Origin of the sequence: Streptomyces recifensis (genome assembly GCF_002154615.1) — a bacterium.
Taxonomy (GTDB): domain Bacteria; phylum Actinomycetota; class Actinomycetes; order Streptomycetales; family Streptomycetaceae; genus Streptomyces; species Streptomyces griseoluteus.
In genome coordinates this window covers 1-15769 of record NZ_MUNH01000121.1, presented here as the reverse complement: position 1 = coordinate 15769, position 15769 = coordinate 1, and the positions used below count along the sequence as shown (strand labels likewise).

The following is a 15769-nucleotide window of genomic DNA, read 5'->3' as shown; positions in this document are numbered from 1 at the left end:
GGGGGTGCGGCGCGGGGCGCCGCCGTAGGGGTCGCCGCCGGGCAGGTGGGTGCGGGTGTGCCCGGTGTCGGGGTAACCGTGTTCGCCTGAGGTGCTCATGCCGCGTCCGCCCTCTCCGCCTGGTGTTCATACGACGGTAGCCGGGCTGGTCCTCGCGCGGGCGCGGTGTGGTGACTGGACATCAGGGAAACGCGACCTCGAGTCCGGGCGTCAGACGGCCATGCCGTACACGATGGTGAACAGCGTGCCGAGGGAGCCGATGATGAAGACCCCGGTGAGGCCCGCGATGATGAGTCCCTTGCCCTGTTCCGCGCTGAAGGTGTCCCGCAGCGCGGTGGCGCCGATGCGCTGTTTGGCCGCGCCCCAGATGGCGATGCCGAGGCAGAGAAGGATGGCGACGGCCATCACGACCTCGATCATCACCTTCGCTTCGTTGCCCAGGCTGCCGAAAGGCCCCCAGTCCGGAGCGATTCCGCCGATGATGGTGTTGATGTCTCCCTTGTCGGCCGCAAAGAGCATGTAAGTCACCGCCCCTGGTGGGTAGTTGTGCCGCTCCTCTGCGGTGTGCAGAGGTCAGGTCCCATTGTCGCCGACAACGTCGCCGTCGTATGTCGACTTGGCGGCATTCACAGGCGGGTCTCGTACATTTGGCGCGTACGGTCACTCTGTGTATCACGGCAGGTCACGCCGGGCAATGACGCGGGTGCGAAACCTGTGGTGTGGTTCCGTCGTTGGGTTCTCTTACGGCCCTTCCGTCCCCCGCGCGGTTTCTGACGGCCGGTCGGGTGAGACGTCGAGACGATGTTCTCACGCGGCGTCAGCGCGGTTTGAGTCCGTGCAGCAGCAGGCGGACGTGGGTGTCGAGACCGGCCATCGCCTCCTCGGCGTCCAGCGCGCAGCCGGCGATGAGGGCGGCGAGGCCGTGCAGGCTGGCGGCGGCGACCAGGGTGATGCGCTCGGGGTCGCCCTGGACGATCTCGCCGCGTTCCTGCGCGCGGGCGAAGGTGCGGGTGAGGGAGCCGAGGGACTGGTCGACGGCGGCGGCGAGCCGGCCGGAGCTGTCGGGTTCGTGCTTGCGCGCGAACATCAGCTCCAGCAGCTCGGGGTTGTCGACGGCGAAGCCGAGGTAGGCCCGCGCGAGGGCGGTCAGGCGCTGCTCGAAGTCCGCCTCGGGGGTGTCGGCGGCCGCGGCGGTGAGGGCCTGGTTGAGGCGCTCGTAGCCGGCGAGGGCCAGGGCGTCGAGGAGGGCCTGCTTGTCCTTGAAGTGGCGGCCGGGGGCGGCATGGCTGACGCCGGTGGCGCGGGCCAGCTCGCGCAGGGAGAGGGCGGCGGCCCCCTTCTCGCGCAGGGTGCGCTCGGCGCTCTGGAGCAGGGCGGCGCGCAGGTCGCCGTGGTGGTACGGGCGGCTGGTGGGGATGCGCGGCATGGGGGCCATGGTATCCCGATGTTGTCGGCGCCAGCTTTGTTGACGGTGGCTGCATTGTTGTCGTTGACATCATTGTTGGCGTTGCCTACATTGGGCCCATGGCCGAGACGAGTGAAGCGCGCACCGCGCGCCAGTGGAATGTGGACCGCCTGCCGGATCTGAGCGGCCGTACGGCCGTGGTGACCGGTGCCAACAGCGGGATCGGCTTCATGGCCGCCGCCGCGCTGGCGCGGGCCGGGGCGCATGTGGTGTTCGCGGTGCGGGACCTGGCGCGCGGCGCCGCCGCGGCGGGGCGGGTGAGCGGCAGCACCGAGGTGCGCCGGCTGGACCTGGCGGACCTGGACTCGGTACGGGAGTTCGCGGCCGGCTGGGACCGCCCGCTGGACCTCCTGGTCAACAACGCGGGCGTGATGATGCTCCCCGAGGGACGGACGAAGCAGGGCTTCGAGACCCAGTTCGGCACCAACCACCTCGGGCACTTCGCCCTGACCAACCTGCTGCTGCCGCACCTCACCGACCGCGTGGTGACCGTCTCCTCCGGGCTGCACCGGGGCGGGGACGGCCGGATCAGCTTCGACGACGTCAATCTGCGCGGCCGCTACACCCCGACCCGCGCCTACGCCCAGTCCAAGCTGGCCAACCTCCTGTTCACCCTGGAGCTCCAGCGGCGCCTCACCGAGGCGGGGTCCGCGGTGCGCGCCCTCGCCGCCCACCCCGGCTACGCGGCGACCAACCTCCAGAGCCATGCCGCGAACCCGCTGGCCCGCCTCTTCATGGGCGTCGGCAACAAGGTGTTCGCCCAGGACGACAAGGGCGGCTCCCTGCCCACCCTGTACGCGGCCACCCAGGACCTGCCCGGCGCGTCCTACGTCGGTCCCGGCGGCCTCGGCGAGATGCGCGGCGCCCCCGCGCTGGTCGGCCGGAGCGCGGCGGCGAGCGACCCCGGGGCGGCCCGGCGGCTGTGGACGCTCTCCGAGGAGCTGACCGGCGTCACCTGGGGGCTCACGGAGCCCGCGACCAGCGGTGTTGACAGCGGGTGACCGCAGAACGGGCGGAGGGTGACCGGCGCGGGTAGGTTGGACGGAACTCCGGCCGACGGCGGGTGAGTCCCGGGAGCGGTTCACAGGAAAATCTCAGCGACGGCCGGGCAGGTTTCTCACCCTATGGGGACAGAGTGAGGACTGATGAAGCGCAGCGCACGCAACCCGGTCACCTCGCGGCCCGCCCTGCTCGGCGCGGTCGTGATGCTCGCCCTCACCTCGGCCTCCGTCGCGGCCGCCGACGACGGGCGCGGCCCGCTCGAGGTGACCGTCACCGCGCCCGCCGACGCGCGGACCGCCCGGGTGGGCGCGCTGTTCGGCGCGGACGCCGCGGGCCGGCCGGAGCGCGGTCACTTCTGCACCGCCTCGGTGGTGCACAGCCCCGCCCATGATCTGCTGGTCACCGCCGCGCACTGCATCACCCATGCCGACGGCAAGCTGTTCTTCGCGCCGGGCTACCGCAACGGCCGGGCGCCGTACGGGATGTGGCCGGTGGGGGAGTGGGTGCTGCCGGCGGGGTGGACGGCGGACGAGGACGAGGACAGCGACGTGGCCTTCGCGCACGTCGATGAGGTGGACGGGCGACAGGTCGAGGACGTGGTCGGCGGGAACCGGTTCGCCACCGGGACCGCGGCCGGCGCGAGCGCCGTCACGCTCTTCGGGCTGCCGGACGCCCGCGAGACGCCGGTGATGTGCACCGACCGGCCGGTGGCGCGCGGTCTGACCCAGCAGCGGGTGCACTGCCCCGGCTTCACCGGTGGGACCAGCGGGAGCCCGTGGCTGAACGGGTCCGGGCAGGTGGTCGGGGTGCTCGGCGGGCACCAGCGGGGCGGGTCGACGGCGGACGTCTCCTACAGCGTCGTGCTGGGGCGGGCGGCGGCCGCGCTGTACCGGACGGCCACCGGGAGCTGAAGGGGCGTCGGAACGGGCCCGGATAGGCCGAATTGTTGGCCTGAGTGTCGGCCACGGGGGCAAAGGGGCCTTGAACCGGCCCTTCATGGGGGAAAGTTGACCCGTGCGCAAAGTATGGGTGGCCGGGGGCGCCGCGATCGGACTCGGCCTGAGCTTCGTGATGCTGCTCGTCGTCGGGGTGTACGTCGTCGCGGGGAACCTCGCGGGCGGGGCCGCCGCCGGCGGTGTCGGGCTGGCCAAGGGCGCCGTCCCGGCGGCGTACCAGACGCTCGTGCAGAAGTGGGGCAACCTCTGTCCTGCCATCAACCCGGCACTGCTGGCAGCCCAGTTGTACCAGGAGAGCGGGTTCAACCCCGGTGCGCGCAGCCCCGCGAAGGCGCAGGGGATAGCGCAGTTCATCCCCGGCACCTGGGCCACCCACGGGGTGGACGGGGACGGCGACGGGGACCGGGACGTGTGGGACCCGGACGACGCGATCCCGTCGGCGGCCTCCTACGACTGCGAACTCGCCAAGTACGTCAAGGACGTTCCCGGTGACGTCTCGGCCAACATGCTGGCCGCCTACAACGCGGGCGCGTACGCGGTCATCCGGTACGGGGGCGTGCCGCCTTACCGGGAGACCCGGAACTACGTGAAGACGATCACGACGCTGGCGAAAAGCTTCGCCGCGCCCGTCGCCCGGGTCGACCCCTCCCGGCAGGCTGCCGGGGCCATCGCCTACGCGCAGAGCAAGCTCGGCACCCCGTATCTGTGGGGCGGCACCGGCACGGCCGCGCAGAGCGGGCGGTTCGACTGCTCGGGGCTGACCCAGGCGTCGTACGACAAAGTCGGGATCAAGCTGCCGCGCGTGGCGAACGACCAGTACAACGCGGGTCCGCATCCCGCGCGGAACGAACTGCTCCCCGGCGACCTGGTGTTCTTCTCGCACGATCCGACCGACTCGCGGGCCATCCACCACGTGGGCATCTACGTGGGCGGCGGGTACATGATCGACGCGCCGCGCACGGGTGCGGTGATCCGGTTCGACCCGATCGACGGCGGTGACTACTTCGGTGCCACGAGGGTCACCGAGGATGGCGCGAAAGCGCTCCCCACACATGTGTAGCGGAGCGTGAACCCGCCCCCTGAGCTGCGCGTACGGGTTTCTCTTCGATAACGTCTGAGTGATCATTCGGTGGAGGGTGGAACGTATGCGCAGGGGCTGTGCGTTCCTGTTCACGTAGCCGAGCAGACGTCAGTGCGCCAGTGCAACGGAAGCGGATCTACGACCCACGGGGGGTTGGCGCGACGCACACTGGGTGCGTCCGGTAAGACGACGAAGGGGCCGCAGCACCATGGCTGTACTCGCCGAATCCGGATCGAACCCCGACGTCGAGCTGCTCTACGACATCAACGGCCTGGCGAAGGCCGCCCCGCACTGGTTCGACCGGGTCATGGAGTTCGTCGGCGAGTACGGACTCCCGGTGGCCATGGTCCTGCTGGTCCTCGGCTGCTGGCTGGCGGTCCGGCGCCGGGGCTGCCCGGAGGCGGTGTCCTCGGTGGCCGCGCTGGTCTGGGCGCCGCTGGCGGCGGCCGTGGCCGTCCTGGTGAACGTGCCCATCCGCGGCTTCGTGGAGCGGCCCCGCCCCTTCATGGACCACCAGGGGCTCGACGTCCTGATCGCGGGCAAGAGCGACTACTCGTTCGTCAGCGACCACGCGACGATCACCATGGCGATCGGGGTCGGCCTCTTCGTCGCCAACCGCCGCTTCGGCATCGCCGGTATCGCTCTCGCCCTGCTGGAGGGCTTCTGCCGGGTCTTCATGGGCGTGCACTACCCGACCGACGTGATCGGCGGCTTCGCCCTCGGTACGGCGGTCGCGCTGCTGCTCTCCCCGCCCGCGACGGCGCTGCTGACCCCGCTGGTGCGGGCCATCGCCCGTTCGCCGCGCGCGGGACGGCTGGTGAGCGCCCGTCCGGCGGTCGGTGAGCGCGGGGACGCGCTGTTCTCCGGCGGCCGGGAGCCGGCGGGGTCGGGGGAGAAGGACCTGGCCGCGTAGGCGGCTGGTGGACCTGACCAGAAGGCCGCGGCTCGCTCGCCGCGGCCTTCTGGCGTGTCACAGCCCCTGCGCGTACCCGAAGAACCGGTCCGGGTCGTACCGCTTCTTCACCTCGGCGAGCCGGGTGCCGGCGCTGCCGTAGTAGGCGCGGCGCCAGTCGGTCAGGGCGGCGTCGGTGTAGTTCTGGTAGGCGGCGCCCGAGGCGTGGGGACGCATCGCGGTGTGGGTGGCGTCCAGCCAGGAGCGGGCGGCCGAGCCGGAGGCGCCCGCGTCCCAGGAGGCGAGGTACTGGGCCAGCATCCGGGAGCGGCGGTGCACGAAGGCGGTAGCGGTGGGCGAGACCCGGTTGACGGCGCCGCCCAGCGCGGTGAGCGCCACGCTGCCCGCGCCGCCGGACATCGCGCCGACCCGCTTCAGCAGGGTCGCGACGCCGGCCGGGGACAGCGAGCGGTCGAAGAAGTCGGAGCGGGCCGCGTAGGTCTCGCGGTGCAGGGCGCCGCGCGGGGAGCGGCCGGGGGTGGTGCCCGGCAGATGGCACTGGGCGTCGGTGGCGAAGGCGGAGCAGCCGGCGTATATCTCCATCGCCTCCTCGTAGCCGTGGTTGCGCAGGGAGACGGCGGAGGCGTCGGCGCCCGCGCGGTGGGCGAGGCGGTCCACGGCGTTCTCCAGGTCGTTCCTGGAGCCCATGGAGAAGCAGGAGAGGGAGACGGTCGGGGTGCGGCTCCCGGCGCGTTCCAGGTGCAGGGCGGACCAGATCTCGTCCGGCTGGGTGGGCCCCCACTCCTGCCACGCCTTCAGCACGGCCGCCGCCTTCGCCCAGGGCCAGCGCAGCGAGGCGGTGACGGCCTGCGGGGCGCGGTGGGTGGTGAAGCGCAGCTCGGTGACGACGCCGAAGTTGCCGTTGCCCGCCCCGCGCAGCGCCCAGAACAGGTCCGCGTTCTCATGGGCGTTGGCCGTGCGGGTGCGGCCGTCCGCCGTGACCAGGGTCGCCTGGGTGAGGCTGTCGCAGGTCAGGCCGTAGGCGCGGGAGGCGACACCGTGGCCGCCGCCGAGCACCAGCCCGGATATCCCGACCGTCGGGCAGGACCCGGCCGGTATGGTCGCGCCCTTCGCGCCCAGCGTCCGGTACACGTCGATCAGCTTGGCCCCCGCGCCCACCACGGCGTGCCCGCCCGAGGCGCTCACCCGGTTCAGGGCGGACACGTCGACGATCAGGCGGCCGTCGCCGGAGGAGTAACCGGCGTAGGAGTGGCCGCCGTTGCGGATCGCCACCTTGATCCGGTGGGCGCGGGCGTACGCCAGCAGGGTGCGGATGTCGGCCGCGTGGGCCGCGTAGGCGACGGCGGCCGGGCGCAGGGAGTCGAAGCGGGTGTTGTAGAGGCGGCGGGCCGGGGTCCAGGAGGCGTCGCCGGGGCGGACCAGGGTGCCGTCGAGGTCGCGCGCGAGAGCGGTCCAGTCGGCGGCGGCCTTCACGGACGCCGTCGTCATGGTGGCCGACACCCGCGAACCGGAAGGCCCCGGCCGGGCGGAGGCGCCCGCGGGTGCGCAGGCGGTGAGTGCGGTGAGGGCGGTGGCGCCGCCCGTGAGAAACGTCCGCCGGTCCATGTCGCTCGCCGTCCCCTCGCCCTTGCGGTGATCCTTCGGGGAGCCAGACGGCGTCCGGGGGGCCTGGGTTCCGGACAGGGGCGAGAACGCGTCAGACGCGGGCGCCCGTCGGGACCTCCGCGTGTCCTGGCCGTAAGCGTTCCGTCACCTCACCAGGCCGACGGCAGGGGTTCACCCCTCGTTCACTTCGGGCCATCGGCGGCTTCACCTGTTCTGCCTAATTTCGGCCGTAGCCGGTACGGAGTGCGGACAGGATGCACTCGCGTACCACCCAACGTCGCACGCCGCCCCTAGCGGCGGCTCCTGGAAGGAACTTCCGAACGTGAAGCTTCAGCGCAAGAACCGGCTGCGCGCCCTCTCGCTCGGTGCGGTCGCCGTCTCCGGTGCCCTGGCCCTGACGGCGTGCGGCTCCGACGACACGGGCACGAAGACGGGCAACGGCTCGTCGTCGTCGGCCGCCGCCGGTTCGATCAAGTGCGACGGCGCCAAGGGCCAGCTCCTGGCCGACGGGTCCTCGGCCCAGAAGAACGCGATCGACGCGTGGGTGAAGAACTTCTCCCAGGCGTGCGGCGTGCAGATCAACTACAAGGGCGCCGGCTCCGGCGCCGGTGTCACCTCGTTCAACCAGGGCCAGATCGCCTTCGCCGGCTCCGACTCCGCCCTGAAGCCGGAGGAGGTCGCCGCCTCCAAGAAGGTCTGCAAGGGCGGCCAGGGCATCGACCTCCCGATGGTCGGCGGTCCGATCGCGCTCGGCTACAACGTGCCCGGCGTGGACAACCTGGTGCTGGACGCCCCGACGCTCGCCAAGATCTTCGACAGCAAGATCCAGAAGTGGAACGACGCGGCGATCAAGAAGCTGAACCCCTCGGCGAAGCTGCCCGACCTGAAGATCCAGCCGTTCCACCGCTCCGAGGACTCCGGCACCACGGACAACTTCACCAAGTACCTGATCGCCACCACCCCGGACAACTGGAAGTACGAGGGCGGCAAGGCGTGGCAGGCCAAGGGCGGCCAGGCGGCCTCCGGGTCGTCCGGCGTGGCCCAGGGCGTCAAGCAGAACCAGGGCGCGATCGGCTACTTCGAGCTGTCCTACGCCAAGGACATGACCACCGTGGCCATCGCCACCGGTGCCAAGACCCCGGTCAAGCCCTCCACCGACTCCGCCACCGCCGACATCGCGGCCGCCAAGGTCGTCGGCACGGGCCAGGACCTCGCGCTGAAGCTGGACTACAACACCAAGGCCGAGGGCGCCTACCCGATCACCCTGGTCACGTACGAGATCGTCTGCGACAAGGGCAACAAGCCCGAGACGCTGCCCGCGACCAAGGCGTTCCTGACCTACCTCGCCAGCGAGGACGGCCAGAAGGTGCTGTCGCAGAACGACTACGCGCCGATCCCCGCGGAGATCATCGCCAAGGTCCGTACCACCGTCGCCTCCCTGAGCTGACCCGATCCCGAGTGTGCGCACCGGTCCCGCCCAGCGGGGCCGGGCGCACCGTCCGGTGCACCGCCGCCCGAGCCGCCCCGCGCGGCTCAGCAGACCGGAGAACCCGATGGACATATCGACGACAACCGACGTACCCCCCTCCGCCCCCCGGCCCGACGCCGACGAGCGGCGGACCGCACGGGGCGTGACCCGCCCCGGCGACCGGATCTTCCTTGCCCTCTCGCGCGGCTCGGGCATCCTGCTGCTGGTGGTCATGGCCGCGATCGCGGTCTTCCTCACCTACCGGGCGTGCCTGGCGATCAGCGCCGACGACGGCAACTTCCTGACCACCTTCGAGTGGAACACCAACACCGACCCGCCGGTCTTCGGCATCGCGGTGCTGGCCTTCGGCACGGTCGTCTCCTCGGTCGTCGCCATGGCGCTGGCGCTGCCCGTCGCGGTGGCCATCGCGCTGTTCCTCACGCACTACGCCCCGCGCCGGCTGAGCGGCCCGATCGCCTATGTGATCGACCTGCTCGCCGCCGTGCCCTCGATCGTCTACGGCCTGTGGGGCGCTCTGATCCTCGTCCCGCACATGCAGGGCCTGTACGGCTGGCTGGACCAGTTCCTCGGCTGGACCGGGATCTTCGCCTGGAACGGCGGCGCCCCGCGCGCGATGCTCACCGTCGGCATCCTGCTGGCGATCATGATCCTGCCGATCATCACCAACGTGAGCCGCGAGGTCTTCCGTCAGGTGCCCCGGATGCACGAGGAGGCCGCGCTGGCCCTCGGCGCCACCCGCTGGGAGGTCGTCCGCATGGCGGTGCTGCCCTTCGGGCGCTCCGGTGTGATCTCGGCCGCGATGCTCGGCCTCGGCCGCGCGCTCGGCGAGACGATGGCCGTGGCCACCGTGCTCTCCCCGAGCTACGACATCCAGGCCAGCCTCCTCGACCCCGGCGGCGGCACCTTCGCCCAGAACATCGCCTCCAAGTTCGGTGAGGCGTCCGTGCAGGGCCGGGACGCGCTGATCGCCTCCGGTCTGGTCCTGTTCGTCATCACCCTGCTGGTCAACGGCGCGGCCCGCGCGATCATCGCCCGCCGCAAGGAGTACTCGGGGGCCAACGCATGAGCACCGCACTCAATCCCCGTGACGGCGCCGGTGTTCGGCGCGGCGCCGGGCTGCCGAAGTGGTCCCTGTGGGCCGTCGCGGCCGGGTCTCTCGCCCTGGCCGTGGGTATCGGTCTGGTGGCGGGGCTCACCAGCCACGTCCAGTGGGGCCTGATCGCCGCGCTGCTGTTCGTCCTCGGCACCTACGCGGTCGCCGCCCGTGCGGAGGGCCGCCGGCAGGCCAAGGACCGGGTCGCCACCGCGCTGGTCTGGGTGGCGTTCCTGCTGGCCGTGGTCCCGCTGGTGTCGCTGGTCTGGACGACCGTCTCGCGCGGTGTGAAGGTCCTCGACGGCTACTTCCTCAGCCACTCCATGGGCCTGGTCGCCGACTCCGAGCCCGGCGGCGGCATCTACCACGCCATCCTCGGCAGCCTGGAGCAGGTGGGCCTCGCCACCGCGATCGGCGCACCCATCGGTGTGCTCACCGCGATCTACCTGGTGGAGTACGGCCGGGGCCGGCTCGCCCTGGCGGTGACCTTCTTCGTCGACGTGATGACGGGCATCCCGTCCATCGTCGCGGGCCTGTTCATCCTCAGCCTGATGCTGATCCTCGACCTCCAGCCCTTCGGGTTCGCCGGTTCGCTGGCCCTGGCGATCCTGATGATGCCGGTGGTGGTGCGCTCCACCGAGGAGATGCTGAAGCTGGTCCCGAACGAGCTGCGCGAGGCGTCCCTGGCGCTCGGCATCCCGAAGTGGCGGACCATCCTCAAGGTGGTCCTGCCGACCTCGCTCGGCGGCATCACGACCGGCGTCATGCTGGCCATCGCCCGGATCGCGGGCGAGACCGCCCCGGTGCTGCTGCTGGTGTTCGGCAACCCCTTCATCAACGCCAACCCCTTCGAGGGCGCCCAGGCGTCGCTGCCGCTGTACATCTACCAGCAGTACGCGCAGAGCGCGGGCGCGGGCGTGGCCTACGACCGTGCCTGGGCCGCTTCGCTGACGCTGATCGCGTTCGTGATGATCCTCAACCTGGTGGCCCGCGGCATCGCCCGCTGGAAGGCCCCCAAGACCGGTCGCTGACCGCGGCCCCCCTCAGTGACCGACTGGAAGTGAAGCAATGGCCAAGCGAATCGATGTGAGCGGACTCACCGCCTTCTACGGCGCCCACAAGGCGATCGAGGACATCTCGATGACCGTGGAACCGCGTTCGGTGACGGCGTTCATCGGCCCCTCCGGCTGCGGCAAGTCGACGTTCCTGCGCACCCTGAACCGCATGCACGAGGTGACCCCCGGCGGCCGCGTCGAGGGCAAGGTGCTGCTGGACGACGAGGACCTGTACGGCAGCGGGGTCGACCCGGTGTCGGTGCGGCGCGAGGTCGGCATGGTGTTCCAGCGCCCGAACCCGTTCCCCACCATGTCGATATTCGAGAACGTGGCGGCGGGCCTGCGCCTGAACGGCGGCTACCGCAAGAGCGAGCTGGACGACGTGGTGGAGAAGTCGCTGCGCGGCGCCAACCTGTGGAACGAGGTCAAGGACCGGCTGAACAAGCCCGGCTCCGGCCTCTCCGGCGGCCAGCAGCAGCGGCTGTGCATCGCGCGGGCCATCGCCGTCGAGCCGCGGGTGCTGCTGATGGACGAGCCGTGCTCCGCGCTCGACCCGATCTCCACGCTCGCGATCGAGGACCTGATCGGCGAGCTGAAGGAGCGGTTCACGATCGTCATCGTGACGCACAACATGCAGCAGGCGGCGCGCGTCTCGGACCGTACGGCCTTCTTCAACCTGGCCGGGGTGGGGCAGCCGGGCCGGCTGGTGGAGATCGACGACACCGAGCGGATCTTCTCCAACCCGTCGGTCCAGGCCACGGAGGACTACATCTCCGGCCGCTTCGGCTGAGCCGCCGAGCCCCTCGCGGTGCTGCATGGCGGTGCCACCGCGAGGATGTGGGAAGGGCCCGCTCCCGGTGTTCCGGGGGCGGGCCCTTTCTTCTTGCGCGGCGTCCTACAGCACGGCCAGGTTGACCAGCTCGAAGGCGCCCGCGGCGACCAGCGCGGCGGCCGGCATGGTGATGAACCAGCCGAGCACGATGTTCTTGGCGACGCCCCAGCGGACCGCGTTGACCCGCTTGGTCGCGCCCACACCCATGATCGCCGAGGTGATGACATGGGTCGTGGAGATCGGCGCCTTGAACAGGAACGCCGTGGTGAACATGATCGAGGCACCGGTCGCCTCGGCGGCGAAGCCCTGCGGCGGGTCCAGCTCGATGATCTTGCGGCCGAGGGTGCGCATGATGCGCCAGCCGCCCGCGTAGGTGCCGAGCGAGAGCATCAGCGCACAGACGATCTTGACCCAGACCGGGATCGGGTCGCCGAAGGTCTCGTCGCCGGAGATGACCAGGGCGAGCACCACGACACCCATGGTCTTCTGCGCGTCCTGGAGACCGTGGCCGAGCGCCATGCCCGCCGCCGACACCGTCTGGGCTATGCGGAAACCGCGCTTGGCCTTGTGCGGGTTGGCGTTGCGGAACAGCCACAGGATGGCCGTCATCACCAGATAGCCGCCGATGAGACCGACCACCGGGGAGAGGAACATCGGGATGACGATCTTCTCGACCACCCCGCTCCACAGCACGTCGATGCCGCCCGCCAGCGCCGCGCCCACCATGCCGCCGAACAACGCGTGGGAGGAGGACGAGGGCAGGCCGAAGTACCAGGTGGCGAGGTTCCAGACGATCGCGCCGATCAGCGCGGCGAAGAGGATGGCCATCCCCCTGGAGCCGTGCGGGGTCTCGATCAGGCCCTCGGAGACGGTCTTGGCGACACCGGAGCCGAGGAAGGCACCTGCGAGGTTCATCACGGCCGCCATCGCCAGCGCGGCGCGCGGGGTCAGCGCGCGCGTCGACACCGAGGTGGCGATCGCGTTCGCGGAGTCGTGGAAGCCGTTGGTGTACGTGAAACCGAGCGCGACCAGGATGGTCACGATCAGAGCGAAGGTGTCCATCGACGCCTCAGGACTCCTTGACGGCGATGGTCTCCACCGTGTTCGCCACGTGTTCGAACGCGTCCGCCGCCTCTTCCAGCACGTCCACGACCTGCTTGAGCTTCAGCACCTCGATCGCGTCGTACTTGCCGTTGAAGAGCTGGGCGAGCAGCTTGCGGTGGATCTGGTCGGCCTGGTTCTCCAGCCGGTTGACCTCGATCCAGTACTCGGTGAGGTTCGACATGGTGCGCAGGTTCGGCATGGCCTCCGCCGTCAGCACCGCGGCCCGCGCCAGCACCTCGATCTGCTGCTCGACGCCCTTCGGCAGTTCCTCGATGTTGTAGAGGACGACCAGGTCGACGGCCTCCTCCATGAAGTCCATGATGTCGTCGAGCGAGGAGGCGAGGTTGTAGATGTCCTCGCGGTCGAACGGCGTGATGAAGGAGGAGTTGAGCTGGTGGAAGATCGCGTGCGTGGCGTCGTCACCGGCGTGTTCCGCGGCCCGCATACGCTCTGCGATCTCGGCTCGGGCGGAGGAGTCCGCCCCGAGCAGTTCCATCAGGAGCTTGGAGCCGGTGACGATGTTGTCCGCGGACGCGGCGAACATGTCGTAGAAGCTCGTCTCCCTGGGGGTCAGACGAAAGCGCACGTGTGGTCCTCGGGATGCTTTGGTTTCGGTCAGGCTGATGCTAGGCGCATCATCCGGCCACGGCTATCGGGCCATCCCCCAGTGTCGCCCATCGGGCACAGTGCTCGGCACGGGGGACCTTCGACCGGTCCACTACCCCGCGGAATTCGTTACGATATACCCACCTGGGGTATGTGTCCCCGCCCGTCCCGAGATGGAGGCCCGCGATGACGACGACCGAGGCCGGCGCCACGCACGGTTACCACCACCAGAAGGACGAGCACCTCAAGCGGCTGCGCCGGATCGAGGGCCAGATCCGGGGGCTCCAGCGGATGGTCGAGGAGGACACGTACTGCATCGACGTGCTCACCCAGGTCTCCGCTTCCACCAAGGCGCTGCAGTCCTTCGCGCTCCAGCTGCTGGAGGAGCACCTGCGGCACTGCGTCGCGGACGCGGCCCTCAAGGGCGGCGCGGAGATCGACGCGAAGGTGGACGAGGCGACGAAGGCCATCGGCCGACTGCTGCGCACCTGAGCCACCGGGCTAGGCGGCGGCTCCGCGCTCCTCGGTGACCCGGAGCACCTCGTCTATGCTCGCCAGGCTCAGCCGGTCCTCGGCGGCCGAGGCGGCGATGATCAGCTCGCCGCACAGCTCTATCTCGGCGAGGGCCACGTGGTCCTGCACCGCCGTACCGCCGACCGGAGCCACGCGCGTCACCTCATCCTCTCGGTCCTGCCTGCCGGTACCGGCTTCCTAGAGTAGGGATCGCGCCACGCGCCGCGCATGGCACGGACGGGCTAGTCCGCCGGGGCCCCCTGGCCCTCCGCCAGGCGGCCCGCGTAGATGTCGGCCTCGCGCGGGAGCGTCACGTCGACCCCGGTGCCGAAGGCGTGCAGCAGGGTGGTGGAGGCCACCGCCACGGCCGCCGCCTGCCGTCCGTTGACGAAGCTGAAGCGCTGGCGGAGCTTGCGGATGCGGCCCTCGTCGTCCAGATACGCGTCGAACGGAACCTCGGCCGTGGCGAACCCTTTCGCCGCCGCCGCGAGCGGCGCCCGGTTGTCCACCGAGGCCGCGCGGGCCGCGCCCGCCAGATCGGCGGTGCCCCGGTAGTGCCGTACGGCGGTGCCGCCCACGCTGGTGCGGCCCACGTACGCCGCGGTACGGGTCCCGCGCAGCACCTCGGCGGCGGCGTACGGGTCGGTCGCGCCGCCGGTGACCAGGTTGCCGTCGGAGGCCGTGGCCGCCTCCATCCGCACCCACTTGTCGGCGGGCACGCCCGCGCCCCGGTTCTTCATGAACAGGGCTCCGGGGGCCAGGAGTTCGGTGATGGGCCGGTGCTCCGGGGTGCCGGTGGGGTCCGCCGGGAGGACCACGGTCAGTTCGCCGAGACGGCGCCGGAAGTCGTAGACGCCCCGGCCCCGGATGGTCACCCGGGTGCCGCCGGTGGCCATCTCCATGGAGGTGGTGGCGCGTGCGGTGCCCGCCGCGCGCAGGGTGTCGGCGGCCTGCCGGAGCACGGCCACCGGCTCGCCGCCCGCGCCGTTCACCCCCTCGGCGGCGACTCCGTCGCCGGAACAGCCCGAGGCGCCCGCCCCGAGCCCGACCGTGAGTCCCATGATCCCCACCGCGACGCCCGTCCTGCCCGCGCGCGTGTGCTGCCGCCGATCCATGGCCTGCCTTACCCCCAGCCGGTTATGTCCGTCACTGGCCCCCTGTCGTTCCGGTTAACGACGGGTAGGGAGTGCCGTCACGCGCTGACCGGCCCCGGAGGAGGCGGGAGGGGGCGCGCGAACGCCCCGGCGCGCGGCCGGTAGCGTGGCGCCGTGGCGTCTGAGGAGGGCCCCGAGGGGGCGCGGGAACACCGTACGGAGACGACCGAGCAGGGGCGCTTCTGCGTGGCGCGGTGCAGTTGCGGCTGGCGGGGTCCGGCCCGGCGGGCGCGCAGCCAGGCGCGGACGGATGCGGAGGGGCACCTCGGGGGAGCGTGAGCGCTGCGGTCTTTTTGTCCGCCCTTTCAGTGGTGTTCGAGCCGCTGGGTGAGGGCGTCGAGCAGGTCGCGGTCCCGGGGGTGGCTGATCCTGGTACGCGCGTCGGCGGGCGCCAGCCACACCACCTGGTCCACTTCGGAGTTGGGCACGAACGCCCCGGAGACGGCCTCGGCGGCCCAGTACCGCACCTGCTTGGGGCGCCCGTCGACCGGATACCGCAGGGTCGGCAGCTCGGCCCCCAGCTCGGCCGCGAACCCCGTCTCCTCCCCGACCTCCCGCACGGCGGCAGCCGCCGCGGACTCCCCGCGCTTGAGCTTGCCCTTGGGATGCGACCAGTCGTCGTACCGGGGCCGGTGCACGAGGCACACCTCCAGGGCACCGGTGCCGGGGGCCCGGCGCCACAGGACACAGCCGGCGGCACGGATGAGCTTGGGGAGCGCGTGGGGGCCGGTGGGCACGGGAGGCTCCTCGGGGTCAGGACTGCCAGGTCTGCTGGAAGGCGAATCTCGCGGCTTCGACCTCGTGGCGCTGGTCGGCGTGGAGGACGCCGAGGGCGTAGGCGGTGGCAGGGGCGATGCGGGGGGTGCGGGCGGCCTGGGCGGCTTCGGCGGCGGCCTCGGCG

At 71.3% G+C, this 15769-nt stretch carries 17 protein-coding genes and 1 pseudogene; 9 read left to right on the top strand and 9 right to left on the bottom strand.

Annotated features, from left to right (window positions below; all coding sequences use genetic code 11):
- Positions 1-210: 210 nt before the first annotated feature.
- A complete protein-coding gene (locus tag CCN33_RS07995) occupies positions 211-519 on the bottom strand; it encodes a hypothetical protein (RefSeq protein ID WP_003991275.1) in 309 nt (102 codons plus the stop codon).
- A 298-nt stretch (positions 520-817) separates the two neighbouring features.
- On the bottom strand, positions 818-1426 hold the full coding sequence (locus tag CCN33_RS07990; RefSeq protein WP_392228453.1) for a TetR/AcrR family transcriptional regulator: 609 nt from the start codon (positions 1424-1426) through the stop codon (positions 818-820).
- A 98-nt stretch (positions 1427-1524) separates the two neighbouring features.
- On the opposite strand from CCN33_RS07990, the gene CCN33_RS07985 reads away from it, so the two are divergent.
- The 4 genes from CCN33_RS07985 (at position 1525) to CCN33_RS07970 (ending at position 5417) form a co-directional block, all read left to right on the top strand.
- Positions 1525-2466, top strand: a complete 942-nt coding sequence (locus tag CCN33_RS07985; RefSeq protein WP_086692655.1) for an oxidoreductase — start codon at positions 1525-1527, stop codon at positions 2464-2466.
- Positions 2467-2610: 144 nt separating this feature from the next.
- A complete protein-coding gene (locus CCN33_RS07980; RefSeq protein WP_086692653.1) occupies positions 2611-3378 on the top strand; it encodes a trypsin-like serine peptidase in 768 nt (255 codons plus the stop codon).
- Between the two features lie 160 nt (positions 3379-3538).
- Complete coding sequence (locus CCN33_RS07975) at positions 3539-4483, top strand: C40 family peptidase (RefSeq protein ID WP_208621681.1); 945 nt, start codon at positions 3539-3541, stop codon at positions 4481-4483.
- A 229-nt stretch (positions 4484-4712) separates the two neighbouring features.
- Entirely contained in the window at positions 4713-5417 is a 705-nt protein-coding gene (locus CCN33_RS07970) for a phosphatase PAP2 family protein (protein WP_086692649.1), read from the top strand.
- Between the two features lie 57 nt (positions 5418-5474).
- Here CCN33_RS07970 and CCN33_RS07965 read toward each other — a convergent pair whose 3' ends face one another.
- Positions 5475-7022 (bottom strand): FAD-binding oxidoreductase, encoded by a 1548-nt coding sequence (locus tag CCN33_RS07965; RefSeq protein WP_086692647.1) that lies wholly within the window; start codon positions 7020-7022, stop codon positions 5475-5477.
- A gap of 322 nt (positions 7023-7344) precedes the next feature.
- Between CCN33_RS07965 and pstS the strand changes: the two genes are divergently transcribed.
- The 4 genes from pstS to pstB all read left to right on the top strand — a co-directional run bounded on the left by pstS (position 7345) and on the right by pstB (position 11449).
- Positions 7345-8469, top strand: a complete 1125-nt coding sequence (pstS, locus tag CCN33_RS07960; RefSeq protein ID WP_086692645.1) for a phosphate ABC transporter substrate-binding protein PstS — start codon at positions 7345-7347, stop codon at positions 8467-8469.
- Positions 8470-8575: 106 nt separating this feature from the next.
- Positions 8576-9577, top strand: a complete 1002-nt coding sequence (pstC, locus tag CCN33_RS07955; RefSeq protein ID WP_086692643.1) for a phosphate ABC transporter permease subunit PstC — start codon at positions 8576-8578, stop codon at positions 9575-9577.
- Entirely contained in the window at positions 9574-10635 is a 1062-nt protein-coding gene (gene pstA / locus CCN33_RS07950) for a phosphate ABC transporter permease PstA (protein WP_086692641.1), read from the top strand. The genes pstC and pstA overlap by 4 nt, the downstream gene beginning before the upstream one ends.
- A gap of 37 nt (positions 10636-10672) precedes the next feature.
- The gene (gene pstB, locus CCN33_RS07945; protein WP_086692639.1) at positions 10673-11449 is read left to right on the top strand and encodes a phosphate ABC transporter ATP-binding protein PstB; all 777 of its coding nucleotides are present in this window, start codon (positions 10673-10675) and stop codon (positions 11447-11449) included.
- 105 nt (positions 11450-11554) lie between these two features.
- On the opposite strand, the gene CCN33_RS07940 is transcribed toward pstB, so the two are convergent.
- Together CCN33_RS07940 and CCN33_RS07935 are read right to left on the bottom strand one after the other, a co-directional pair.
- Positions 11555-12553: an inorganic phosphate transporter gene (locus CCN33_RS07940; protein ID WP_086692637.1), complete on the bottom strand. Its 999-nt coding sequence runs from the start codon at positions 12551-12553 to the stop codon at positions 11555-11557.
- Positions 12554-12560: 7 nt separating this feature from the next.
- The gene (locus tag CCN33_RS07935; protein ID WP_030804247.1) at positions 12561-13181 is read right to left on the bottom strand and encodes a DUF47 domain-containing protein; all 621 of its coding nucleotides are present in this window, start codon (positions 13179-13181) and stop codon (positions 12561-12563) included.
- Positions 13182-13387: 206 nt separating this feature from the next.
- Here CCN33_RS07935 and CCN33_RS07930 point away from each other — a divergent pair, with 206 nt between their 5' ends.
- Positions 13388-13693: a metal-sensitive transcriptional regulator gene (locus tag CCN33_RS07930; RefSeq protein WP_086692635.1), complete on the top strand. Its 306-nt coding sequence runs from the start codon at positions 13388-13390 to the stop codon at positions 13691-13693.
- Between the two features lie 9 nt (positions 13694-13702).
- On the opposite strand, the gene CCN33_RS31910 is transcribed toward CCN33_RS07930, so the two are convergent.
- The 4 genes and pseudogenes from CCN33_RS31910 to CCN33_RS33740 form a co-directional block, all read right to left on the bottom strand.
- A complete protein-coding gene (locus CCN33_RS31910) occupies positions 13703-13867 on the bottom strand; it encodes a hypothetical protein (protein ID WP_165507347.1) in 165 nt (54 codons plus the stop codon).
- A gap of 89 nt (positions 13868-13956) precedes the next feature.
- The gene (locus tag CCN33_RS07925; protein ID WP_086692633.1) at positions 13957-14829 is read right to left on the bottom strand and encodes an SCO4651 family lipoprotein; all 873 of its coding nucleotides are present in this window, start codon (positions 14827-14829) and stop codon (positions 13957-13959) included.
- A 344-nt stretch (positions 14830-15173) separates the two neighbouring features.
- Positions 15174-15605 (bottom strand): NUDIX hydrolase, encoded by a 432-nt coding sequence (locus CCN33_RS07920; RefSeq protein WP_086692631.1) that lies wholly within the window; start codon positions 15603-15605, stop codon positions 15174-15176.
- Between the two features lie 16 nt (positions 15606-15621).
- Positions 15622-15769 (bottom strand): annotated as a pseudogene (locus tag CCN33_RS33740) (CHAD domain-containing protein); the annotation flags it as partial.